The following is a 24,155-nucleotide window of genomic DNA, read 5'->3' on the forward strand; positions in this document are numbered from 1 at the left end:
CTAACAGACTGCAACGCCCTAGCCATACGCATAGGCGCAATTGAGTTGACACACAGGTATGAATTGATGAGAAGTAGTGCTGGGTGATTATGGCCCAGTGTAGCAGAGTCGCATTACCATACTGCTACCGTATAATTGTAGATTGCCGACTTGCGAGGGTGCGTGAGGCGAGGATGCGGGAGGCGAGGATGCGGGAGGCGAGGATGCGGGAGGCGAGGGTGCGCGTCCTCGCGTCCTCGCGTCCTCGCGTCCTCGCGCCCTCGCGTCCTCGCGTCCTCGCGCCCTCGCGCCCTCGCGCCCTCGCGCCCTCGCGCCCTCGCGTCCTCGCGCCCTCGCGCCCTCGCGTCCTCGCGCCCTCGCGCCCTCGCGTCCTCGCGTCCTCGCGTCCTCGCGCCCTCGCGTCCTCGCGTCCTCGCGTCCTCGCGCCCTCCACCTAAGGATAGATCCGATAAAGCATCCGTGGAAACGGGATCGTCTCACGGATATGGCGCGTCCCTGTAAGCCACGCAACTACTCGCTCGATGCCCATGCCAAAGCCGCTGTGGGGCACGCTACCGTAACGCCGCAGATCTAGGTACCAGCGGTAATCTTCAAGCTTCAGGCCATGCTCAACAATGCGCCGTTCGAGGAGCTCAACATCGTGGATGCGCTGCGAGCCGCCGATAATTTCGCCATAGCCTTCAGGGGCCAAGAGATCGGCACAGAGGGCCAGTTCGGGCCGTTCGGCGTCGGGCTGCATGTAGAAGGCCTTGATCGCAGCGGGATACTTCTCAACAAAGACGGGGCGATCAAACTGTGAGGCAATCAATTGCTCGTGGGGTGCGCCAAAATCTTCGCCCCAGGCCAGTGGCGTCGCGCCCTCCACCTCGCCCTGCCGCTCGGCAATGAGTTGCAGCGCAGCATCGTAGGTGATGCGTGGGAAGGGTGGGAGACAACGTTCCAACACAGTCGTGTCGCGCTCCAATACCTCCAAATCGGCCCGGCGACGTTCCAGTACACGCTGCACAATCGCGCTGATGAACTGCTCCTGCAGCACCAGGTTATCTGCATGGGTGGCAAAAGCCACCTCCGGCTCAAGCATCCAGAACTCGGTGAGGTGGCGCCGGGTTTTGCTCTTTTCGGCGCGAAAGGTGGGACCAAAGCAATAGACCTTGCCAAAGCTCATCATGCCCGCTTCGACATAGAGTTGGCCGGTTTGCGCGAGATAGGCTGTGCCGAGGTCGAAATACTCCGTGGCAAAGAGATTACTTGTACCTTCAGCCGCCGTCGCAGTCAGAATAGGCGTATCAAAGCGCACAAAGCCCTGAGCATTGAGCCACTCCTGGGATGCCGCCATCACCTCAGCACGCACGCGCAGCAGGGCGTGCTGGCGGGCCGAGCGCACCCAAAGGTGACGATGTTCCATTAAAAACTCGACGCCATGCTCCTTAGGGCTAATCGGGTAGTCACTGCTGCCCCCTACCAATGCCACCTCAGCCACATCCAACTCAAAGCCGCCCGGCGCACGCTCATCGGCACGCACGCTGCCCGTAATGCGACAGGCAGCCTCTTGGGTGAGTTGTTGCGCGGTGGCAAACGCTTCGGCACTCACATTCTTCTTAAAGACAACACACTGTACCGTAGCGGTGCCATCGCGCAGTTGCAAAAAGACCAGTTTCCCCTTTTCGGTCTTATGGTAAATCCAACCGGCCAGGGTTACTGTTTGGCCCACATGCTTGGCCAGAGCGGCCACGCTCGTGGTGGGAAGCAGGGACATGGGGGACTCCTTAAGTATTGAGTATCTAGGTGATAAGAACTCATTGTTCGATAAGCTGAATTGTAGCATAGACTTACCGTGTACGATTGTAGATTGTAGATTGTAGATTGTAGATTGCCGAACATGGCGTCCCAATGGGCTTTCGCGTGCTTGATGATGCGGCAGGGTCAAGGGTAATTGGTATAAAGCCCATTGAGACGCCTTGTGACGTGTGGCTGTGCTACAATACCTAATGGAAGGATACAGCAAGGAGAAAATAGAAAATAGGTTTGCCCCATCAGGATGCGCTGAATGCCGCTGAAGTGTAAAACATTGTTCCTCTGGTGCAACTGTCCTACTTTTCTCTATCCTCTAGCCTACTTTATTTACCTCTTTCCTACGTTTCTATCCCCCAGCCCCCCCGGAGTCCCTCATGCCCGAACTCGCCAACATCCATGCGGCCTTCTACAATCGCTTTGGCAAGCACCCGCGCCTGGTGGTGCAGGCGCCCGGGCGGGTCAATCTGATTGGCGAGCATACCGATTACAATGAGGGTTTTGTGCTGCCAGTGGCGCTGGATCGGGCGACTTTTGTGGCGGCTCGCGCCCGTACCGATCGCATTGTGCAGACCTATAGCGTTGATCTTGAGGCTGAAGACCGCTTTGCGCTCGATTGGATCGAACGGAGTAGCGATCAGCCTTGGAGCAACTATATCCGGGGGGTGGCCAAGAGCTTTATGGCCCGCGATCTGCCGCTGTTGGGGGCCGATCTGCTCATTATGAGCGATCTGCCAATGGGGGCCGGTTTGGCCTCTTCGGCTGCCCTTGCGGTTGCGGTTGCCTACGCGCTGCAATCGCTCAACAATGTTAATCTGCTGGGCGAAGAGTTGGCCCTGCTGGCCCAAGGGGCGGAACAGAGCTTTGTGGGGGTGCAGTGCGGTATTATGGATCAGTTTGTGGCTGCACTGGGGCATGCCAACCACGCGCTGCTGCTCGACTGCCGTGATCTGAGCTATCACCCGATTCCTATTCCCCCCGATGTGCGGATTGTCGTCTGCGATAGTGGCGTGCGCCACCAACTCGTTGATTCGGACTACAACGAGCGCCGGAGCGCATGCCAAGCAGCCCTACGCCTACTGCGTGGCCCCTTGCCGCAGATTGCTGCGTTGCGCGATGTGAGCATGGCGCAACTTGAGCAGCACGCCCCGCTGCTGCCGCGCACCATCCTCCAACGTGCCCGCCATGTCATCAGCGAGCTTGAACGTACCCAGGCTGCCGCTGCCGCCCTAGAACACGCCGATCTCGCGGGCTTCGGTGCGCTCATGAACGCCTCCCACGCCAGCCTCCGTGACGACTACGCGGTCAGTGTGCCAGAACTTGATGCACTTGTCGCTCATGCCCAAAGCCTCGACGGCTGCTATGGCTCGCGGCTCACCGGCGGCGGCTTTGGCGGCAGTACTGTTAGCCTCGTGCGCCTCGGCGCGGTCGAGCGCTTCACAGAAGAGCTTATCGCTCGTTACCATACGCAATTTCAACGCACGGCTCACGTTCTTGTTTGTGTTCCCGCTGAAGGGGTTGGGCGCATCGCTATCTATTGAAACTGGGGCAACCACGTTGCCCCCTATGTGTAGGGCGGTGCCCTACAACCTGGCCTGACAGCGGGAGCATGCGCGGGAACCTGGTTCCCGCGCACACCCCGAACTACCACCACAAAACTATGGAAGCAATCTCCTCCCAACGCATGAGTTTTAGTGAACCACTTTCGCGCGTCTTGATCCCGCTTGTGCTAGGGATCACCCGGCGCTTTATGCTGCGCGGCGGTACGCAGAGTTGCGAGCGCCGCTTGGCGGGTATTCCGACCCACTACTACCAACTACCAGCCCGAGGGAACCCCCAAAACCCTATGCCGGTTGTCCTGATTCATGGGATCGCCGATAGCGCCATCACCTGGGCCTTTGTTGCCCGTGGCATGGCGAAGATCGGCCCGGTCTATGCCGTGGATCTGCCCGGCTTTGGTTTGAGTGGCTACCCAGCAGGACGACGCTACGCTAGTATCAACGAGCAGGTGCAGGTAATCGAGGCGCTACTGCGTGATGTCGTAGGCGGCCCGGCCCTGCTTGTGGGCAACTCAATGGGGGGCTGGATTGCCGCCCGCCTCGCTGTGCGTAACCCCGAGTTGGCCCGTGGGATTGTCCTACTCGATCCCGGTGGCGCCCAGCTCGCTGGTCGGCCTTCGTGGGAGCCCTTTGCCGATACGGTGGCGGTGCGCGATATGCGTACCGTGCGGCGCATCTACCGCCAGATGTTTGGCCGCGTGCCTCTGGCCCTCTACCTGGCGCAACACAGCTTCCGCGATCTCTTTTTGCGCGATGCGGTACGCGAGTTTGTGGCTGCTGCCAAAGAGGATGACTTCTTTAGCCCTGAAGAGTTGGCCGCAATCCGCGTGCCCGTCGCCCTCGTCTGGGGTAGCCGCGATACCTTTTTGCCCGCTGGCTCCTTTGAGTTCTTCCGCGATAACCTGACGTCCGCCGAGGTCTGTCTGTTGCCTGGCTGTGGCCACCTGCCCCAGCGCGAACGCCCCTATAAGCTCGTGCGCTTTACGCGCCGTTTTGCCGCTCGGCTTGGTTCGGCAGGGGATGCGTGAGGTGAGGCGGCGCGGGTTGCGTGTCCTCGTAGGATGCGTGAGGCGAAGCGGCAGCCATCGTAGTGCCGACTTATGGTCTTCCAGTAAATAATCCGCTAACCAGACCTCGCAAATCTGGCATATCTATCAGGTCTAGCCCGTGCCGCGACACCGGATTAATTTCTGGAAGACCATTAGTCGGCTTCCCATCGCTTCCAAAGACCTCAGCCGACTAAAGTCGGCACTACCTACGGTCTCTCAGGATGACAAAACAATGGGGCAATGAACAAAATCCGCTTCCCTCACTTTCGCAACAACCGCTCAATAGTCCCCAAGAGGCTGGCAAAATCAATCGGCTTGGGTTCAAAGGCGTTGCAGCCCGCAGCCAGCGCACGCTCGCGATCTGCGTCTAGAGCGTAGGCCGTGAGCGCAATGATGGGCACCTCAGCACTGTCGCGGCGCGCCCGCAGGCGTTGGGTTGTCTGCCAGCCATTCAGCTTGGGTAGGCCCATGTCTAGCACAATCAGGTTGGGCAGACGCTCGCGCACGCGCATCAACGCCTCGATGCCATCACTGGCGCAGACCACCTCGTAGCCCGCACGGGTCAGGCGGGCTTCGACCATTGTGCGGATCATTGTGTCATCTTCAACTAGGAGTATATAGGTCATTGATGCTGCCTCTTTACAGTCGTAGTGCCGACTTTAGGGAAGCGGATGTTGTTGATTGCCCCGTTGCGTTGCCACCCTGAGCGAAGGTTCATAGGAACATTCCTGTTTTGCGCCGTAGGTAGTGCCGACTTATGGTCTTCCAGTAAATAATCCGCTAACCAGACCTCGCAGATCTGGCATATCTATCAGGTCTAGTCCGTGCCGCGACACCGGATTAATTTCTGGAAGACCATTAGTCGGCTTCCCATCGCTGGCAAAGACCTCAGCCGACTAAAGTCGGCACTACGATGCTCGCCCATGGACTATTCAGCATGACAGGCTGCTGGGATACGTAACAATTTCTGCTTCCCTAACGTCGGCACTACCTATGATGCAAACGGAAACCCGGTTCCTGCCTGTCCACTATTCCTTCATTGGGCGCTGCAACAGCGTTTGAACGCTCCGCAGCAACTCATCGCCCCGGAAGCTGCCTTTACGCAGCACCTGGGCCACCGATTGGTTCAGTTGTGCCTGTTCGTCCGCTCCGAGGTCTTTGGCTGTCACTACGAGGATGGGGATATTTGTACCATGAGGGTGGGCACGTAAGGCCGCAATCAGGCTGATGCCATCCATGTCGGGGAGCATGAGGTCTACGACGGCCAACGCAGGCGCTTGCTCGGCCAACAGGCGCAGGGCCGTCTCCCCGTCCTCCGCCTCGATCACGCCCCAGCCGCCCTGATCGAGGGTACGACGTAGATAGGTGCGGATGTCGGGATCGTCTTCCACCAACAAGAGCCGTTGGGTCGCCCCTTGGCCTTGCAGCAGCAATGCGACCTCTTGGCCCAAGCGATCCATCTCTACCGGCTTGCTGAGCAGATTGGCCGCCCCAAGCATCACGCCATGCTCCGTGTCCTCTGCGATGGTGAGCATCAAGACCGGAATGGCTGTGGTGTCGGGATCGGCTTTGAGTTGCTTCAACACATCCCAGCCGCTCATACCGGGCATGAGTACATCGAGCAGAATGAGGTCGGGCAAGAGCGCCATGGCCAATTCAAGCCCCTCCTCGCCACTGGCCGCCGTCTCGAAGTGAAGCCCAGGGTTGGCAAGCAGACGCGGCAACAGATCGCGGATAGCGGGGTCATCGTCAATGATCAGCACAATCCGGTTCTCGCCGCCAGGCAGGGCGGCAGGAGGCGCATCTTGATCGCTACTGGCCAAAGGGGTAAGCGGAATGTTGGTGGCACCACCCTGCACATGGCGCGGCAAGGTCAGCGTGAAGGTTGAACCGACGCCCAGTTCACTTGTGACCGTAATGGTACCACCGAGCAACTGGGCAAAACGCTGGCTCAAGGCCAAGCCGAGGCCGGTGCCGCCATACCTGCGCGTACTCGAAGCGTCCACCTGCACAAAATCCTGAAAGAGCCGCCCTATCTGGTCGGGCGCAATCCCAATCCCGCTATCCTGCACCGCAAAGACGAGGCGCTCTGGCAACTCTGGCCCCACTTCGGGCAGCACCGAGACCGTAAGGCTCACACGGCCATCGTGGGTAAACTTACAGGCATTACTGAGCAGATTGAGCAGCACCTGGTGCAGACGCATCTCATCGCTATACATCAGCCCCAGGTCGTCTGTTGCCTGCAACACCAGTTCATTGCCATTACGTTGCGCCAGTGCGCGTGCGGTCGCCAGCGCCTTATCGAGCAGTTCAGAGACATTGAACATACTCGGCTTGATCTGCATATGGCCCGCCTCAATCTTCGAGAGATCAAGGACATCGTTGATCAGTGCGAGCAGATGCACACCGGCACCATGGATGCGGGCAAGGTCCTGCTGAACCTCGGCAGGTTCAGCATCAGCAAAGGACTGCTCCAGCATTTCGGCGTAGCCAATAATCGCCGTAAGGGGCGTCCGCAACTCGTGGCTCATGGTCGAGAGGAACTGGCTCTTGGCCCGATTGGCCGCATCAGCCGCCTCCTTCGCCGCCCGTAGGGTCTGTTCAATCTGTTTACGCTCGGTGATATTCCGCACAATCACCTGTGTTGCTGGCGCCTCTTGGTCATAGAAGGGCAACGCCACCAGCTCAACCTCAAGCACAGCGCCTTGGGGCGTATGAAACACCGCCTCTTGGATGACTGGCACCCCATCAGGGCGCGGGCTCAAGCCCGCGATCAGTGGGTGTACGGGTTGGTCTACCAGCGTAGCAGGCAGACCATTACCCAAGAGCCGTGCCCCCGCCGAATTGATGTAGCGCACCATCTGCCCATTGTGGACAACAATCGCATCGGGGAGCAACTCGATCAACTGGCGATAGCGCTGCTCACTCTCGGCAATCTGGGTCTGGTAGTCGGAGAGGCGCTGCAACATCTGGTTGATAGCCTCACCCAACTGGCCCACCTCATCCTGGCCCAACGCTTCCACGCGCACCTCCGGTGTGTGCGGGCCAATCGCAGCAACCTGGTGACTCAGGCTCAACGTGCGGCGCAGGAGCGTGCGATCAACCACAAAGAGTACAAGTACCCCAAAGAGCAGGGCAGCCCCCACTAATACCAGTGTATAGTTACGCAAGGTTGTGCGGCCCAATTGATAGACTTCACGCGGTAGCTCAAGCGCCACAATGATCCCAGAAGTGCCACTCAGATCGGACATGACTGTGGCACCAAGAATCTGCTGATCATCCAAAATCTGAATGAAGGGTGTGGCCTCAACCCCCGCTGCTGCCAGCGGCTGCAACACCGCAGGCAATTGGGCCTCATCAAGCAACCAGACACTAAAATTGAGCCGCGTCAACGCCTCAAGCCTTGCGATCTCGCGCTCATCGAGCCAGCGCCCCATCAGCAAGGTGCCGACGGCAGGCCCTTCACCCAGACTTGTCAGGATTGACTTGGAGGCAATGAGCATGGGGCCATCCTCAAGCAACAACAAGCCCGACTGCCCCGCCTCAAGCTGCTCATGCTGCAACAACGTGGCATAGGGGCCAGCAAAGGACTGCAACTCAGCCGGTGGATCGGTAAAATCCTCCTCCTCAAGCTCAAAGCCTTGAGCATAAAGGATGGTACCAGTTGTATTCACAATGGCAATATAAGTAAGTTCATTGTATAAAAAAGTCGTGTCAACAAAATTTGTTTCAATAAACACCCTATCGCCATCAAGTGCAAAGGCATAGGTATCGTCCCACTGAGCATAATCAAGGGTTGTGCGTTGCAGCCCCACAATGCTATTATCGAACGCATTGCTCACCTGAGCGACCCGTTCAGCAACATCGCGTTCTTCAAGGGCCAGAAAACCGCCCTCAATGATCGCGTCGGCGAGCAGGGCTAAGGCTGCCACCAGCGCCACCACCATGAGCACAAGTACAAGCAAAAGGCGGGCGCGCAACGAGCGGGTATGGATGAACCTTTGCATAACGGGATACCATTTCTTGCGGAGCTACATCAAGTTCACCTCAAGCCCCCTGATGCGAGGTACAGAGGATTGAACCACAGAGGCACCGAGGGCACAGAGGTATTGTATGAGAGGTAATGCCAACAGGTGATTGCTTTGCCACACATTACATTTCTCTGTGTGCTCTGTGTCTCTGTGGTGAAATTCTCTGCATCTCTTCAAAAACTCTACAACTGAAAGGGCGGAGCTTGCCCCAACCGTGGGTTTTAAGGTATGATCACCCTATGCCATGGTAACCCATAAATAACAATTGACCAACCCTATGCAAGCCCCCTATCGCATTGTCATCAAACTTGGTACCAGCGTGTTAACCGCTGGCAGCGCTCGGCTCAACCGGCCCTACATGGTGGGCCTTGCCCGCCAAGTGGCGGCCCTGCGCGAACAAGGATTCCAGGTAGCCCTCGTCTCGTCGGGGGCGGTGGCTGCCGGGCGCGAGCGCATGAGCGAAGCTCCTACCCAGCGCAACCGCGCCAATGTGCCCCTGCGCCAGATGTTCGCCGCTGTGGGCCAGAGCCGCCTCATGCATCTCTATGAGCAACTCTTTGACCTCTATGGCCTGCAAGTTGCCCAAGCGCTGCTCACCCGCGACGATCTGCGCGAACGGCGGCGCTACCTCAATGCCCGCAATACGCTCAACCTCTGCCTCGAACGCGGCATTGTGCCGATTATTAACGAAAATGATGCGGTGGTCACCGCCGAGATTCGGGTGGGCGACAACGACAACCTTTCGGCTCTCGTCGCCAGCCTGATTGAAGCCCAACTGCTTGTCATTCTCACCGATATGCCGGGGCTCTACGACGCCGATCCGCGCAGCAACCCGCAGGCCCAACTGATTCGTACCGTCCCTGTGATTGACGAACACATCTGGACGATTGCGGGTGGTGCGGGTTCGGCCCAAGGCACCGGCGGCATGCGGACCAAGATCGAAGCGGCTGATCTCGCTACCCGCGCCGGTGCCACGGTGGTTATTGCCGCTGGCAAAGAACCCGATGTGATCTTACGCCTCGTTGCGGGCGAAGCCATTGGCACCCGCTTTCCCGCTGCCGCCAGCCCACTCGATGCACGTAAACGCTGGATTCTGGCCGAAACGGCCCGCCAGAGCCGCGTGGTGGTTGACCCCGGCGCGGTTGCTGCACTGCTGCACCACGGCAGTAGCCTGCTGCCCGCTGGCATCAGCGTGGTTGAAGGCGAATTCGACCGCGGCCAAACCATTCGTATCTACGCCCCCGACGGCCACGAAATCGCCCGTGGCCTCACCCAATACCGCTCCGCCGATGTACGTAGCATCCGTGGCCTACGCTCCGCCCAGATCGCCGAAACTCTCGGCTACGACTACGGGCCGGAGTTGGTGCATCGTGATGACATGGTTATCTTGTAGCTTGTTATACCAATGACCGTTGAACATACCACATTTCACATCATCAATAACGCTCAAGCCCATTAGGACGCCATGTTTGGCAATCTGCAATCTACAATCTACAATCTGCAATCTGCAATCTGCAATCTGCAATCTGCAATGCTATGACTATCGAAATTCGTCTCATTCACAGCCTGTCCGAATACGCCGCATGTATGCAACTCCAAGAGACCGTCTGGGGCGGCTTTAATACCGTTGCCGACCATATGCTGCTGACCATCCAACGTAACGGCGGGGTGGTGCTTGGTGCTTTCGACTTGGCGCAATCCAGTGGCCCGCTGGTAGGCTTCGTCTTTGGCTTTCTGGGGCGCGGCAGTGACGGGCGGCTCAAACATGCCTCCCACATGGCTGCGGTGCTACCCGCATACCGCGACAGCGGCCTGGGGGCTCGGCTCAAATGGGCCCAACGCGAGCATGTGCTGGCCCAAGGGCTCGACCTGATCACCTGGACTTTTGACCCCCTGCTGAGTCGGAATGCCAACCTCAACCTGGCGCACCTTGGGGCCATCTCGCGCACCTACATCAGGAACATCTACGGCCCCGAACCGGAAGAACCCCACGGCGAACTGCCAACCGACCGCTTCCTCGTAGAATGGTGGCTCCACGATGAGCGAGTGGTCGCCCGTAGCAACGGCACTGCGCCCAAGCTCAGCGCCGCCGAGCTACAAGCCCAGGGGCCACTCCTCAACCCCGACCCCCACGCGGCCCCTGCCGCGCCCCACGGCGACGCCTTCCTCGTCCAGATTCCCAGCGACTTCGCTGCACTCAAAGAACAGAACATGGCTAGTGCCCGCGCTTGGCGCTACCAGGTACGCGCACTAGCCGAAGCAGCCTTTGCCCAAGGCTACCAATTGACCGGCTTCGCCCGCGCTGCTGCCGTGGGGTTGCTGTTGTTTCGCAAGGGATAGGATAGTTTCAGGGTACTTTACAGTCTTGAGGCATCCAAGGCATACTGAAGCCTCAAACCTATTTCCTATCTCCTGTTTTCTGTATCCTTCCTTAGACATGGTTTCAGAAACGGCCTTTCAGCTTTACAGTTGGAGTGCCGACTTTAGTCGGCATCCCATGGCAATCTACGACCCCAGCCGACTAAAGTCGGCACTCCATCGGAGACCAAACTGTAAAGTAACTATGAACCATGTCTTAAAAGGAAAACCCCATGACCACCTCCTACGACCCCGAGGCCATTGCGGCGGCAACGCTTGATGCAACGCGCCATAATCTGTTCATTGGCGGGATCTGGCAACCGGCAGCCAATGGCGCAAGCTTTGCGGTGAACAATCCTGCGACCAATATGCCGATTGCGATGGTGCCCGATGGCGGCGCAACCGAGACAACCGCAGCGGTTGAGGCGGCGGCGCAGGCGTTGCCGGAATGGGCGGCGACCCCCGCGCCTGCGCGTGCGGCGGTGTTGCGCCGCGCCGCCGCGCTCATGCTTGAACGCCAAGAGACCTTGGCCACGATCATGACCCTAGAGCAGGGCAAGCCGCTCAGCGAAGCACGCGGCGAGATCGCCTATGCTGCGAGTTTTCTTACATGGTTTGCTGGCGAAGCCGAGCGCATCTATGGCATGACCATCCCGGCGACCCAGGCGCACAAACGGCTCTTAGTGCTGCGTCAGCCCGTGGGCATCTGTGCGCTGATCACCCCTTGGAACTTCCCCAGCGCCATGATTACACGCAAACTTGGCCCGGCCCTCGCCGCAGGCTGCACCGTCGTCGTGAAGCCCGCCGAGCAGACGCCCCTCTCGGCGTTGGAGTTGGCCCACATCTTCCAAGCGGCGGGCCTGCCGCCCGGATGCTTCAACCTGATCACCTGCCAGAATCCCGATGCCTTCGCCGATGTCATCTTCAACGATGAGCGGGTACGCAAAGTCAGTTTCACCGGCTCCACCGAAGTAGGCAAATTGCTCATCCGCGCCTCAGCCACCACGATCAAACGGCTCTCGTTAGAGCTTGGCGGCAACGCGCCCTTCATTGTCTTTGCCGATGCCGACCTTGACGCGGCTGTGCAGGGCGCTATAGCCTCCAAGTTTCGCAACACAGGCCAGACCTGCGTGTGCGCCAACCGCATCTTTGTCGCGCAGGCGATCTACGCGGCCTTTGCCGAGCGTTTTAGTGCTGCGGTGGCCGCCTTGCCTGTCGGCAACGGCCTTGCACCCACCACCGCCATTGGCCCCCTGATTGACGCCCAGGCCCGTGCGAAGGTCGAGCGACACATCAGCGATGCCTTGGAGCACGGGGCCGAACTGCTCACCGGCGGCGGCCCCGCGCATGAGGCTGGCGCGGGCCATTTTTGGCAACCCACCGTACTCAGCGCCGCCCACGGGGCCATGCTCATCGCCCGCGAAGAGACCTTCGGCCCCGTCGCCCCACTGATCCCCTTCTACGACGAAGCCAGCGTCCTCCATCAGGCCAACGCCACCCCCTACGGCCTTGCGGCCTACGTCTACACCCGCGACCTTGCCCGCGTCTGGCGGGTAGCCGAAGGGCTAGAGTATGGCATCATCGGCATCAACGACCCCATCCCCTCCACAGCCCAAGCCCCCTTCGGCGGCCTCAAACAGAGCGGCTTCGGGCGCGAAGGCGGCCCCAGCGGGATACATGAATACCTTGAGGAGAAGTATGTTTCGCTGGGGTTGGAGTAAGCTTTCAGAGAGGTTGAGAGATATTCACCACAGAGACACAGAGAACACAGAGAGGTTTATAGACGGGTAGCACCAGCGTTAGCACGCTCTCCATTCCAAACTCTGTGCTCTCGGTGCCTCTGTGGTGCAATCCTCGGTATCTCTGTTTACCACGACGCCTCTGCATCAATCAGATAGGTATTGATAATCTCGTCGGTATACTCCACCAGCAGATCAAACTCATCCTCTGGCACCAGTGTACTCAAGATCGAAAGCTTATCGCCCCGTTGCTCGATGAAGCTATTGCCGAGTAACCGGCTCTCGCTATTGTCCGGGGTGTAGCTCCAGACAATCAGAATACTATCGTCACTTTGGAAACGTGGCTCGTCCATGCCGAAATCGGTTGCTGCACTAAAGCTGCCCTCCAGAAATTCCTCGAGTAGTACCACCAGTTCGTCTTCACTGTAGGTACTCGCGTCTTCTTGAATGTCCACAAAGACGCCCGCATCACCTGTTGGATCGCTCCAAAAGAGCAACAAGCGATTGGCTAGGCTCATATCTTCAAGCGACCAATTTTCCGGGATGTCGATCTGGAAGATTCCTGAAGGATGCTCGTAGGTGCGTAGCCTACCAAACTCAATCGCAGTCTGCCCATCACTCGGCGCAACACTACCATTTGAGGTGCCAGCCAGCGCTGCGCGTGGGTTGATCCTGTAGGAGTTGATGATCTCATCAGTACCATCTACCAAGAGATCAAACTGCTCATCAGGGATAAGCGTCGTTAGAATCGAAACCTTGTCGCCCCGCTGCTCGATAAAGCTATTGCCCAACAGCATAACATCGGCATTGTTGTCGGCCCGAGCCAGATAGCTCCAGATCAGCAAGATACTATCATCACCCTGTACGACAGGTTCACCAAGCACATACTCACGTTCATCACTGAATTGAGTGTCTAAGAAATTGGCGAGAATATCGATTAACTCATCATCACTGTAGTTGACAGCGCTCTCAAAGATATCCACAATCACCGCACCATTGCGGGTGGGATCGGTCCACACCAAGATCAACTCATCGGGCCTACTACTATCTTGTAGCGACCAGTTTTCAGGAACGCTAATCTCAAACACCCCCGACGGATGCTCATAGGTTTGCAAACGTCCCATCTGCACTTCAAGCACATTGCTCGAACCAGTGGGAGGCACAGGATCAGCAGGTTGTTCGGCGGCCTCACGGGTAGGGCGCGGTGTGCGGGTAGGGGACTCCGCCGCAGGCTCGCTCTGTTCCACCGCAGGGCTGCTCGCTCCGCCACAGGCCGCCAACACCAACAGCATCCCGATCATGATCACCAGCAACAGCCAACGTGGTACCCTCGTCATACTATCCTCCCTCATGGTAGCATGTGTACTACCGACTCTGACCTACAATGGTATGGTAACATGTAATCGTAGCAAAATGCGCCCTCTGGCGGAAAATTGGAGTAGCTTTGTGGCTTTGCCCCAAACTATTGACAGCGCCATAGCCATAGGCTATACTGGACTTGTGCAAAGGCTTAAACAAACCTTTGCAAGAGCTTTCACAAATGCACACCCTACTATAGTCAACGAGAGGGGACGGGGGTTATGATCAAAGCAGTTCGGCGGGTATTCATCGCACAGACAACGCCGCAGGCGATCTTTACCGCGCTCTCTGATCCCCAGAGCATCGTCGAATTTCTGCCCCGCATGAAGCGCGCCGAGTTGTTGGAACGCGATGATGAGCAGCGTAAGGCCCGCCTCGTCACCTATATGGGCGTCGGTGGCTTCTTTGGTACCATTCGTTGTGAGGGTGACCTCACCTGGGAAGAGAATCGAGAGATTCATTTTCAGGTGCGTAGCCCCCTTCCGGTCGAAACCCACTGGCTGCTTACCGCTGAGAATGATGGGGTCGCGGTTGAGGCTATGATGGGCCTCAATCTGGAGCCGATGCTGGGCCCAATGGCTGCCTTCGTCCCTGAACGCCAAGTCTCTGATCTGCTTGCTGGTGAACTCGAAAGCGCCCTCGCTGCCCTCGATAAGCGTATGGGTGAGATCGAATCGCATCAGCGTGAGCGTGCTGTAGCCCTCTAAGCACAACTCAGATTACACTACGCTTCACACAAGCGGGCATGAGTGAACTTAGTTCACTCATGCCCGCTTGTGTGATTCAGTTAAGCTTTATGGATTCCTAGTTAATACTTCTTACCTCGTTTGCGGATTATTCTTGCATGGGCTTGCTTGTTTGGTAATGCTAAGGTGTTACACTTTGCTCATCTTGATTTGCTGGAAGCTGTGACTACGTACACGAAGCTGAGGGCTACCATGGAACTACGCGAGCTATTGGACAACCCCGAAGCATGGGCGATTCTGAGTGAGCGTGCGCGGGCGTTGGCGCTCCAAGAAGAGGTCGCTGTTGGCGATCTTGGCGCGGCAACCCTCACCTTCCACCTCGGTGGGAGCCGCTATAGCCTGCCGGCTATGGCTGTGCGTGAGGTGCAACCCCTTGGCCATTGTACGCCCCTCCCCGCTGTGCCCCCCTTTGTCCTTGGGCTCGTGAATGTGCGTGGTCGCCTCATTACTGCCCTCGATCTGCGCCCCCTCCTGGGCTTGCCCGCCGAAACGCCCCCACCAACCGCAATGCTTTTAATTGTTAGTGTTGCTGATAGTGAAATTGGCCTCGTGGCCGATAGCGTCTTGGCGGTGAGTCGCCACCTTGCAGAACTGGTGCCCGCCCCTTCAACCGCCGCTGGCCGTGGGGTTGCCTGGGTGCGTGGCGTTGATCCAGAACTGAGTATCCATCTCGATCCAGAACTCCTCTTCGCTGAACCAGCCCTAGTTGTGAATGCCGAAGCAGCCGGTCTCTGAGTCTTTGGGCAGACTTGCCGCCCTCCCCGAAAACCTTGAACCAATCCGTTAGGATGGTTACCATTACCAACGGGCACCACTATGAATGACAATGCAGACATTCTCCTCATTGAGGATAGCCAGAGCCAAGCGCTCTGCTTTCGGCTTATGCTCGAGCGCGCCGGTTATAGCGTAGAGGTTGCGCCCGATGGGGCTTCAGGCTGGCGCCGCGCCTGTTCTATGGCCCCGCGTATGATTCTGCTCGATATTGACCTCCCCTCCCTCGATGGCTTCCAGGTCCTCGGGCGCCTCAAGCGCGACCGCCGTACCGCCGATATTCCTGTGGTGATGCTGACCCACCGCGATCACGTTGCGAGTGTCCAGCGTGCCCTCGATCTTGGGGCCAACGATTATCTCTTCAAGGATGATGCCCCCTATGAGCTCTGCGCCACCGTCGCCCAGGCGCTGGAAATGATGCGCTCGTAGGAATAGCCGATAGCCGATAGCCGGTAAAGGAGCAGCCAGCGGTTGCTACGTTGTTTTCCTGTGCCCGTTTTCCCCCAGCCCTGCGGTCCTTCAGGTATAGTGTAGAGTTTTTGCAGAGATACAGAGATGTTCACCACAGAGACACAGAGAACACAGAGATATGTGTGGCACGGCCATCACCAGTGTTGGCCCTCACTTACTTCCAAACTCTGTGTCCTCAGTGCCTCTGTGGTTCAATCCTCAGTACCTCTTCTTGTTGATATGGTGGATTCCTTGTTCAAAAAACTCTATACATCCTTGTCTCCATCACTAATTCCCTACCCAAATGAGGTGTCCCATGCGACTCTCCATTCGACTCAAGCTCTTGTTATCCTTCGGAATCCTGTTGGTCATGATGATCGCGTTGAGCGGCGTCTCCCTCTTCCAAATGGCGGAGATGAACGAGCAGGCGGAATTTGTTGGCGATAATATTATCCCTTCGCTCACCGATACCTTCGCCATGCGCCGGGCCATCAATCGCCATCGCGGGCTGCAAGCCTCGCTGCTCGTCTATAGCGATCAGGAGCAAGTCCGGCGCGTTTTGAGTGAAATGGCCGATGAAGAACGAACAATGACCGAATTGCTCGAGCGCTATCCCCAATATTTTGTTGAGGATGCAGAAGAGGCGGCCTATCAAAAGATCCGGAGTGAGTGGATCGAGATGGTGCGGATCGTTAACAGTGAACTCATTCCAACCTTCCAGCGCGGTGATGAGGAGGCGGCTGAGGCGATCTTTGGTGATTTGCGTGTGAACTTTGACCGCGTGATGGATGGTGCCCAGGATTTGCGTAATGTGGTTGTCGCCCAGTCTGAGACGGCGGTGGCATCCGTACAACAAGCCTATGAAGCATCGCAGATGATGATCTTCATCTTCTCTGGGATTCTACTCACGGTGGCTTTGGTCTTGGGCCTTGTGCTCTCGAGTATGATTGCGCGCAATATTGCCAAATTGGCCACCGCGACCACCGATGTGGCCTCCGGTAATCTGGAGCGCCAAGTGGAACTGAATAGCGGCGATGAGTTGGCCGATCTAGGGGGCCAGTTCAACAAGATGGTTGAACAGTTACGGATCGCCCGCGATAAAGAACAGGCTGCCCGTGCGATAGATGAGGCCCGCAATGAGCAGGAGCGCCAGATGCGCCAATCGCTCCAGGATGCGGTCAATATCTATAGCGCCTTCATTAGCAAGGTGGCTTCGGGTGACCTCACCGCCCGCGTGACGCCCCAGGGCGATAATGATATGCAACGCATTGGCCACGATCTCAATGCGATGGTTGAGGGTTTGCATAGCATTACCCGCCAGGTGCAAGAGGCGAATGCCAATATCGCCGCCGCTGCCGCTGAGATTATGGCCGCTACAACCCAGCAGGCCGCCTCTGCCTCGGAACAGTCGGCAGCGATTACCCAGACCACTACCACCATCGAGGAGGTTAAGGCGATTGCGCTTCAGACCGCCCAGCAGGCCGCGCAGGTGGCTCAGGATAGTCAGAATGCGCTGAATGCCGCCCGCCAAGGCACCCAGTCGGTTGAGGAGACGGTTGCGGGCATGACGCAGATCCGTACCCGTGTTGAGACGATTGCCCAGACCATCCTTGGTCTCGCTGAACAGACCCAGGCGATTGGTGCGATTACGGCGACGGTGAGCGAGTTGGCCGATCAGAGCAACCTGCTGGCGCTCAATGCGGCGATTGAGGCCGCCCGCGCCGGTGAACAGGGTAAGTCCTTTGCCGTCGTTGCCCAGCATGTCCGTGAATTGGCTGAACGCTCCAAGAATGCCACCCAGCAGGTGCGCGAAATCCTCAGCGAAATCCAGAAGGCTACCAACGCTGCCGTGCTGGTGACCGAAGAGGGCACCAAGGGGGTTGAAAGCGGGGCGAAACTGGCCGGTCAAGCGGGTCAGGTCATTCACCGCATTGCCAGCGAAGTTGAAGGCGGTGCCCAAGCCAACGTGCAGATGGCCGCTGCCGCCCAGCAGCAGACCGCTGGCATGGAGCAGATTGGCCAAGCCATGGGCAGCATCCAGCAGGCCACCACCCAGGCCCTCGCCTCCACGCGCCAGGCCGAACGCGCCGCCCAAGACCTGCACGCCCTCTCGCAGACTCTGCAGAAGACTGTGGCGACCTATCGCCTGTGATGAGGAACAGAAGAACAGAAGAACAGAGGAACAGAGGAACAGAGGAACAGAGGAACAGAAGAACAGAGGAACAGAAGAACAGAAGAACAGAGGAACAGAAGAACAGAAGAACAGAAGAATAGTTACACAAACTAAATAGATCTCTGTTCCCCTGTTCATTTGTTCTCTGTTCTGTCCCCCCCCCCTGTTCATTTGTTCTCTGTTCTGTCCCCCCATACCCCCAACCCAAAGCTTGTGAGAAAACACCATGCTGACAGATGCCGAAATCATTGCCCAGGTCTTTGCGGCCTTCAAGGCCGAGCAGGCCGAGCACCGCCAGGCTGTCGGCGAGCTGTTGCTCGACTTGGAGCGCGAGCCTGATCGCCCCGATCGGCGTGCCGTACTCGACCAACTCTTCCGTGAGGCCCATAGCCTTAAGGGTGGCGCACGGGCCGCTGGGGTCGCCAGTATCGAGCAGATTGCCCATCGGATTGAGGATATCTTCTCTGCGGTGCGCCAAGGCTCACTGGCCTTGACTCCCGAACGCTGCGATCCTATCTATGCGGCTCTCGATCTGATCGGGAGCCTCATGGAGCAGATTGCGCCCGGCGTTGAGCCTGAACCGTCACTCTATAATGCGAATCTAGAGCAGTTGGCAGCGGTTGTGCAAGCCGCCCACGCGGAAGTTGAAGCTGCCGCGTCTCCTGCGGCGGAGGCTCCGTCCGCCTCGCAAGCCACGACCGCCCCGCAAGCCACGCCCACCTCTGAGCCCTCGTCCGTCTCAGAGGTACCTCCAGAACCACCGGCTGCCGTGATGGCTGCGGTGCCTGCGCCAGAACCACCGGCTGCCGTGACGGCTGCGGTGCCTGCGCCAGAACCTGTTGCTGCTGCCGAGCCAGAGGTGGAGGTGGAGCCGCAAGCGCCTGTGCCCGAACCGCTCCGTAGCCCGACACAAACCGCCGATGAGACGGTGCGCCTGCCGATTACTGTGCTTGATGGGTTGATGAATGAGGCTGGTGAGTTGATGACATGCTCGCTGCGGGCGCGTCAGTTGGCCCGTGAGGCCCAGACGTTGCAAGACCTGCCGGCGCGCTGGCGGCGGATGTGGCGGCGTGTCAGTCCTAGCCTCAAGCGCATGCGTGGCAATGGTGCCAGCCTCCAGCCTGTGGTACACCATCTCAGTGATCGCGTGGCCAATAATGGGGCTTCAAGCAGGACCATTCATGAAACGAGTGAGCAGGAGTTGCTGCTTGATACGCTCGAACATGCCAATGTGCTGATCAACGAACTCATGGCAAGTCTCGATCAGTTGGCGCGTCAGGCTACTGAGGATCAAACGAGGCTGGCCGCAGTGACTGATCGCATGCATGGTCAGATTCGGCGCACCCGTATGCTGCCCCTGCTGACCCTGATCAACCCGCTGCGCCTCCAGTTGCGCGATATGGCCCGTGTAGCCAATAAGCGCGTGGCGCTCAATCTGGATGACCGGGGCGCTGAGGCTGATCGACAGGTCCTCGAGCAGTTGCGCGAAGTGCTGATGCACCTGCTGCGTAACGCAGTTGATCACGGCATCGAAACGCCTCAAGAGCGGCTCGCCAAGGGCAAGCCGGAGGTTGGCACGATTACGCTCCATGCCGAAGTGAGTGGCGACCGCTTGCGCCTCGTGATTGAAGATGATGGCGCTGGCCTCGACCACGAGGGGATCAAGCGCCGCGCCCTCGCCAGCGGCTTGATGAACAATGTCGAGATCGAACGGGCAAGCCCTGCCGAACTCTACGACCTGATCTTTCTGCCGGGCTTCTCGACTCGCCAGACCGTCAGCGCCCTTTCGGGGCGCGGCGTGGGCCTGGATGTCGTGCGGACCCGCGTCGAACGTATGCACGGGCGCGTCAATGTGCAGTTTGAGCCGGGCAAGACAACCAGCTTCGTGATTGATGTGCCCCTCTCGTTGACCAGTTCCCACGGGCTGCTGCTGCGTGCCGCTGGCGGTATCTACGTCCTGCCCCTCGATGCTGTGCAGCGCATCGTCATGCCCGAACCAGGTCAAATCCAGAGACTTGAAGGCCGTCCAGTCCTGCGCCTTGGCGAACGGGCCCTCCCCCTCGCCACCCTCGATGATCTCTTAGGCTTCGGCAGTGATCGGGCCAACAGCGCCCACGGCCTAGCCCTACTGCTCGGCAGTGGCGAACGCCAGATCGCCTGTCTGGTTGAAGCAATCCTGGGCGAACAGGAACTGGTCGTCCATCGGCTGCCCACACCGCTCCAGCGTGTCCGCTTCGTCTCTGGGGCTACCATCCTGGCCGACGGGCGGGTCGTGCCCATTCTGGATGCAGTAGATCTCGTGCGCGCCACAACGGGCGCCCAACGCTCCCTGAGCCTTGAGGTGAACGAAGAGCAGGAGCAGCGCATGCCGCTCATTCTGGTAGCCGACGACTCGATTACCACCCGCACGCTCGAAAAGAATATCCTTGAAGCCGCTGGCTACCAGGTGCGCCTCGCCACCGACGGCCAAGAGGCCCTTGAGGAACTGCGTCGTTTGGCTGATGACGGCGGCTGCGACCTACTGTTGAGCGACATTGACATGCCACGGCTCAACGGCTTCGACCTCACAGCCCAGGTGCGCTCTGACACCAAACTCCGCCACCTCCCCGTCGTGCTTGTCACCTCCCTCGACAGCGCCGCCGACCGCGAGCGCGGCGTAGAGGCCGGTGCCGATGCCTATATTATCAAACGTTCGTTTGATCAGCAGACGCTGTTGGATACCATTGCCCAATTGATCTAGCTTTTTTATTCTGTTCGGGGTTGGGGCCAAGCCCCAAAGCATGGGAGCTTGCCATGATGATCGAAGCGAAACCCACACCAAGTTCAACCGATGCACCCTTAGTGGTCACCTTCAAAGTAGGACGCCAGATCTATGCGTTGCCGCTCAGTGCGGTGTTGCAAGTGGTACGCCTGCCGGCCCTGACGGTGGTGCCGGGGGCGCCGCCGGGCATGTGTGGGATGCTCAATCTGCGTAGTACCTTCATTCCTGTGCTTGATGCGCGGATCATTTTGGGCGAAACAAGCGCAATAAGCATCGAGAGTCAAGTAATCATCCTCAACGCCAGCGGTGATGGCCAAGCGGAAGGCGGATTGCTGGTTGATGCCGTAGATATTGTGCGCCACTATCCCTCCGGTAGCTTCGCCGCTGTGAACGGCGGCGATGCGCTGGTGGTTGGCCTCCTGCGCGACGGTGCTGAAACAGCGGTTGTGCTTGACCCAGCAGTCTTAGTTATGCGCGCCCAGCGGACTGCGTGAACCTTGGTGCTACCTGTCTGCTACAATGGTATGTATTCATAACGTACCGTCGGTAAGGGTATCGGAAAACTATTTCCTATATCCCATTTCCTATATCCTATTTCTTATACAGAGGTAAATATGGATCAGCAGCGGCCCATTCGGGTGCTGGTGGTAGAAGACTCGCCTGCACAGTGTGAGTTAATTGTGAGTCTTTTGCAGCGTGCAGGCGGCTTTGAGGTGGTTGGCACCGCCGATAATGGGAGTACTGCGGTTCGCGTCACCGAAACGTTGCGTCCCAGCGTGGTAGCTATGGATATCCATATGCCGGTTATGGACGGCTATGAGGCGACGCGCCAGATCATGCAGCGTTGCCCTACGCCGATTGTGATGTTTAGCAATAGTGCCGGCGATGCCGACCGGCGTTCGATGCAAGCGTTGGCTGCTGGTGCGCTGGCGGTCGTGCGTAAACCAGGCAGCCTCTTGACTGCTACGAGTGGCGAGGAGCGTGATACCTTCCTGCGTATGTTGCGGCTGATGGCCGGGGTTCGCGTGGTGACACGCCATGCCCCTCGCCCTCCGGTGGTGATCGCGCCGCAACTGCGGGTCAACGGGGTTGGGGCGCCCGAAATCTTGGCGGTAGCCTCCTCGACTGGCGGGCCAGCAGCGTTGCAAGCGCTCTTTGCTGGCTTAGGAGCCAACTTCCCCTTGCCGATTGTGGTGGCCCAACATATCGCCCGTGGCTTTACGGGTGCCCTAGTGGATTGGCTTGATACCGTGGTGCCCCTGCGTACTGCGATTCTCACCGGCGAAACACGTCTCCTGCCTGGCTGGATCTACTTCCCTCCTGATGATGCCCATCTTGAGGTGGTAGGACGCCAATTTGCCCGTCCGCGCCCCAATCGCCCCGATGATCGCTACTGCCCAAGTGCCGATGTGCTCTTTGGTTCGGTTGCCCACGCCTACGGCGCCCGCGCCATCGGCGTCATCCTGACCGGCATGGGCGATGATGGTTCCATTGGTTTGCTGCATCTACGCCAAGCCGGCGCCCCCACCTTGGGCCAAGATGAAGCCACCTGTGTCGTCTTCGGAATGCCCCACGCCGCCCAAGCCGCCGGGGCAGTTGTCCAGATGCTGCCCCTTGGTGGTCTCGCTGGTGCGGTTTTGACCACTATTTCCAACAACAGAAACGAGAAAATAGAAAATAGAAAATAAGTTTGCGGCAATCTACAATCTACAATCTACAATCTACAATCTACAATCTACAATCTACAATCTACAATCTACAATCTACAATCTACAATCGTAAATGGTATTATGCTATGGATCTGAACGACGATCTCTACCGACGCTTCCGCGATCTCTTACTCGAACGTGCGGGCTTGCACTACCCGGAGCGCCGCCGGAGCGATCTGGCCCACGGCCTTACCCAGGCCGCCAATACCTGTGGCCTAGAAAATCTGGAGAACCTCTATCGCGGGATGGCCGACGGTGGGACGATTTGGGATATGGCGATTATCCAGTTGACGATTGGCGAGACCTATTTTTTTCGTAATGGGGCCCAGTTTGCCGCGTTGCGGCAACAGATCATCCCTGACCTGATGGAACGCCGTGGCCCCGTGCGCAGCCTGCGGCTCTGGAGTGCCGGTTGTGCCACTGGCGAGGAACCCTATTCCTTGGCGATGCTGCTCGCTGATCTCTTGCCTGCCCAGCCCGAATGGCAAGTGAGCATCCTCGCCACCGACATCAACCCCCATTTCTTGCAACGCGCCCGCGAAGCGCTCTATGGCAACTGGTCATTCCGCGAGACACCCGAAGCGCTACGCGCACGCTTCTTTACCCCTGAAGGAACACGCTGGCGCCTCAATGCCGACTTGCGCCGTCAAATCATCTTTGCGCGCCTCAATCTTGCCGAAGCCTGCTATCCTGCCGTCACCAATGGCACCGTCGCCCTCGATCTGATCGTCTGCCGCAATGTGACCATCTATTTCGATGAGGCCACCACGCGCCAAGTGGTGCAACGCTTCTACGCTGCCCTCGCGCCGGGAGGCTGGCTCATTGTTGGCCATGCCGAACCCCACGCCGACATCTATCGCGCCTTCGAGACCCACAATGTGCCTGGTTCGGTTCTCTATCGCAAACCCCTGAACGCCCCGGCCTTCGTGACGGTTAGCCCCGGTAAACCAGCAGTCGCCCTGCCTGCACCCAGCTTACCGCCGATCCAACTGCCCGCCCCAAATCTCGCCCCCCGGCATGTTCCTGCAGTCGTGCAGCCCACTACAACTCAGGCTGCGCCCATCACAACTCAGGCTGCACCCACAGAGACCAATGTGAGCCGACCTGCGGCCCGTCCCGACCTCTTGGCCCCCGGGCGCGAGGCGGCCAACCGTGGCGATTGGCGTAGCGCCCGTGCAAGTGTAGAAGCGGCCCTCTCGGTTGATCCCCTCCAAGCAGCGGGCCACTACCTACTCGGCCAAATCCTCGAACACCTCGGCGAACTTGATGCCGCCCTTAGCGCCTATCGGCGCAGCGTCTACCTCGAACCCACCTGGGTACTTGGGAGCATCGGCATGGCCAACGTCTGGCGCCAGACTGGCCACCTCGCCGAGGCGCGCCGTGGCCTCCGCAGCGCCCTCTATCAACTCGACCGCATGCCCCCCGATAAGGCCATCGCTGGCACCGACGATACCACCGCCGCCGAACTGAGCGCCTATGTGCGGGCCCAGTTGGAGTTGTTGAATAGGTAGGGAACAATAAAACTGTGATGCCTTCGCCCCTCTCCCACAACGTGGGAGAGGCGGTGCCCTGCCCTTCGACAAGCTCAGGGGCCGCTTGCCGAAGGGGGTAGGGGGTGAGGGCCATTCAGAGCATCCCAAAGCCCTAGCTGTAACTTCA

17 protein-coding genes are annotated in these 24,155 nt (G+C 58.6%); 13 read left to right on the plus strand and 4 right to left on the minus strand.

All coding sequences use genetic code 11. The annotated features are described in order from the left end of the window. Positions 1–433: 433 nt before the first annotated feature. A complete protein-coding gene (gene asnS, locus CJ255_RS02735; RefSeq protein ID WP_097642569.1) occupies positions 434–1,756 on the minus strand; it encodes an asparagine--tRNA ligase in 1,323 nt (440 codons plus the stop codon). A 412-nt stretch (positions 1,757–2,168) separates the two neighbouring features. Here asnS and galK point away from each other — a divergent pair, with 412 nt between their 5' ends. Both galK and CJ255_RS02745 read left to right on the plus strand, forming a co-directional pair. Further along, on the plus strand, positions 2,169–3,332 hold the full coding sequence (galK, locus tag CJ255_RS02740; RefSeq protein WP_097642570.1) for a galactokinase: 1,164 nt from the start codon (positions 2,169–2,171) through the stop codon (positions 3,330–3,332). A gap of 143 nt (positions 3,333–3,475) precedes the next feature. After that, positions 3,476–4,378, plus strand: a complete 903-nt coding sequence (locus CJ255_RS02745; protein ID WP_097642571.1) for an alpha/beta fold hydrolase — start codon at positions 3,476–3,478, stop codon at positions 4,376–4,378. A gap of 281 nt (positions 4,379–4,659) precedes the next feature. On the opposite strand, the gene CJ255_RS02750 is transcribed toward CJ255_RS02745, so the two are convergent. After that, positions 4,660–5,025, minus strand: coding sequence for a response regulator (locus CJ255_RS02750; protein ID WP_097642572.1), 366 nt, complete (start codon positions 5,023–5,025; stop codon positions 4,660–4,662). Positions 5,026–5,427: 402 nt separating this feature from the next. Next, the gene (locus tag CJ255_RS02755; RefSeq protein ID WP_097642573.1) at positions 5,428–8,406 is read right to left on the minus strand and encodes a response regulator; all 2,979 of its coding nucleotides are present in this window, start codon (positions 8,404–8,406) and stop codon (positions 5,428–5,430) included. 301 nt (positions 8,407–8,707) lie between these two features. Here CJ255_RS02755 and proB point away from each other — a divergent pair, with 301 nt between their 5' ends. The 3 genes from proB to CJ255_RS02770 all read left to right on the plus strand — a co-directional run bounded on the left by proB (position 8,708) and on the right by CJ255_RS02770 (position 12,509). Then, positions 8,708–9,823, plus strand: a complete 1,116-nt coding sequence (gene proB, locus CJ255_RS02760) for a glutamate 5-kinase (RefSeq protein ID WP_097642574.1) — start codon at positions 8,708–8,710, stop codon at positions 9,821–9,823. 143 nt (positions 9,824–9,966) lie between these two features. After that, on the plus strand, positions 9,967–10,770 hold the full coding sequence (locus CJ255_RS02765) for a hypothetical protein (RefSeq protein ID WP_097642575.1): 804 nt from the start codon (positions 9,967–9,969) through the stop codon (positions 10,768–10,770). Positions 10,771–11,021: 251 nt separating this feature from the next. After that, a complete protein-coding gene (locus CJ255_RS02770; protein ID WP_097642576.1) occupies positions 11,022–12,509 on the plus strand; it encodes an NAD-dependent succinate-semialdehyde dehydrogenase in 1,488 nt (495 codons plus the stop codon). Between the two features lie 146 nt (positions 12,510–12,655). Here the strand turns inward: CJ255_RS02770 and CJ255_RS02775 are convergent, their stop codons facing one another. Beyond that, positions 12,656–13,864 carry a hypothetical protein gene (locus CJ255_RS02775; protein WP_097642577.1) on the minus strand — a complete coding sequence of 403 codons (1,209 nt, stop codon included), beginning with the start codon at positions 13,862–13,864 and terminating at the stop codon, positions 12,656–12,658. A 243-nt stretch (positions 13,865–14,107) separates the two neighbouring features. On the opposite strand from CJ255_RS02775, the gene CJ255_RS02780 reads away from it, so the two are divergent. The 8 genes from CJ255_RS02780 (at position 14,108) to CJ255_RS02820 (ending at position 24,007) form a co-directional block, all read left to right on the plus strand. After that, on the plus strand, positions 14,108–14,593 hold the full coding sequence (locus CJ255_RS02780; protein ID WP_097642578.1) for an SRPBCC family protein: 486 nt from the start codon (positions 14,108–14,110) through the stop codon (positions 14,591–14,593). A 231-nt stretch (positions 14,594–14,824) separates the two neighbouring features. Further along, positions 14,825–15,367 (plus strand): chemotaxis protein CheW, encoded by a 543-nt coding sequence (locus CJ255_RS02785; protein ID WP_097642579.1) that lies wholly within the window; start codon positions 14,825–14,827, stop codon positions 15,365–15,367. Between the two features lie 81 nt (positions 15,368–15,448). Further along, a complete protein-coding gene (locus CJ255_RS02790; protein ID WP_097642580.1) occupies positions 15,449–15,832 on the plus strand; it encodes a response regulator in 384 nt (127 codons plus the stop codon). Between the two features lie 337 nt (positions 15,833–16,169). Further along, complete coding sequence (locus CJ255_RS02795) at positions 16,170–18,005, plus strand: HAMP domain-containing methyl-accepting chemotaxis protein (RefSeq protein WP_097642581.1); 1,836 nt, start codon at positions 16,170–16,172, stop codon at positions 18,003–18,005. A gap of 247 nt (positions 18,006–18,252) precedes the next feature. Beyond that, positions 18,253–20,766 (plus strand): hybrid sensor histidine kinase/response regulator, encoded by a 2,514-nt coding sequence (locus tag CJ255_RS02805; protein WP_097642582.1) that lies wholly within the window; start codon positions 18,253–18,255, stop codon positions 20,764–20,766. Between the two features lie 53 nt (positions 20,767–20,819). Then, positions 20,820–21,281, plus strand: a complete 462-nt coding sequence (locus CJ255_RS02810) for a chemotaxis protein CheW (protein WP_097642583.1) — start codon at positions 20,820–20,822, stop codon at positions 21,279–21,281. A 120-nt stretch (positions 21,282–21,401) separates the two neighbouring features. After that, positions 21,402–22,475 carry a chemotaxis-specific protein-glutamate methyltransferase CheB gene (gene cheB / locus CJ255_RS02815; RefSeq protein WP_097642584.1) on the plus strand — a complete coding sequence of 358 codons (1,074 nt, stop codon included), beginning with the start codon at positions 21,402–21,404 and terminating at the stop codon, positions 22,473–22,475. A 2-nt stretch (positions 22,476–22,477) separates the two neighbouring features. Further along, the gene (locus CJ255_RS02820) at positions 22,478–24,007 is read left to right on the plus strand and encodes a CheR family methyltransferase (RefSeq protein WP_245863145.1); all 1,530 of its coding nucleotides are present in this window, start codon (positions 22,478–22,480) and stop codon (positions 24,005–24,007) included. Positions 24,008–24,155 lie beyond the last annotated feature (148 nt).

This window comes from Candidatus Viridilinea mediisalina (assembly GCF_002532535.1).
GTDB lineage: Bacteria > Chloroflexota > Chloroflexia > Chloroflexales > Chloroflexaceae > Viridilinea > Viridilinea mediisalina.

Bases quoted from the DNA above. Each gene is read 5' to 3' on its own strand.
- asnS (WP_097642569.1), bottom strand. From the start codon at position 1,756: ATGTCCCTGCTTCCCACCACGAGCGTGGCCGCTCTGGCCAAGCATGTG.
- galK (WP_097642570.1), top strand. From the start codon at position 2,169: ATGCCCGAACTCGCCAACATCCATGCGGCCTTCTACAATCGCTTTGGC.
- CJ255_RS02745 (WP_097642571.1), top strand. From the start codon at position 3,476: ATGAGTTTTAGTGAACCACTTTCGCGCGTCTTGATCCCGCTTGTGCTA.
- CJ255_RS02750 (WP_097642572.1), bottom strand. From the start codon at position 5,025: ATGACCTATATACTCCTAGTTGAAGATGACACAATGATCCGCACAATG.
- CJ255_RS02755 (WP_097642573.1), bottom strand. From the start codon at position 8,406: ATGCAAAGGTTCATCCATACCCGCTCGTTGCGCGCCCGCCTTTTGCTT.
- proB (WP_097642574.1), top strand. From the start codon at position 8,708: ATGCAAGCCCCCTATCGCATTGTCATCAAACTTGGTACCAGCGTGTTA.
- CJ255_RS02765 (WP_097642575.1), top strand. From the start codon at position 9,967: ATGACTATCGAAATTCGTCTCATTCACAGCCTGTCCGAATACGCCGCA.
- CJ255_RS02770 (WP_097642576.1), top strand. From the start codon at position 11,022: ATGACCACCTCCTACGACCCCGAGGCCATTGCGGCGGCAACGCTTGAT.
- CJ255_RS02775 (WP_097642577.1), bottom strand. From the start codon at position 13,864: ATGACGAGGGTACCACGTTGGCTGTTGCTGGTGATCATGATCGGGATG.
- CJ255_RS02780 (WP_097642578.1), top strand. From the start codon at position 14,108: ATGATCAAAGCAGTTCGGCGGGTATTCATCGCACAGACAACGCCGCAG.
- CJ255_RS02785 (WP_097642579.1), top strand. From the start codon at position 14,825: ATGGAACTACGCGAGCTATTGGACAACCCCGAAGCATGGGCGATTCTG.
- CJ255_RS02790 (WP_097642580.1), top strand. From the start codon at position 15,449: ATGAATGACAATGCAGACATTCTCCTCATTGAGGATAGCCAGAGCCAA.
- CJ255_RS02795 (WP_097642581.1), top strand. From the start codon at position 16,170: ATGCGACTCTCCATTCGACTCAAGCTCTTGTTATCCTTCGGAATCCTG.
- CJ255_RS02805 (WP_097642582.1), top strand. From the start codon at position 18,253: ATGCTGACAGATGCCGAAATCATTGCCCAGGTCTTTGCGGCCTTCAAG.
- CJ255_RS02810 (WP_097642583.1), top strand. From the start codon at position 20,820: ATGATGATCGAAGCGAAACCCACACCAAGTTCAACCGATGCACCCTTA.
- cheB (WP_097642584.1), top strand. From the start codon at position 21,402: ATGGATCAGCAGCGGCCCATTCGGGTGCTGGTGGTAGAAGACTCGCCT.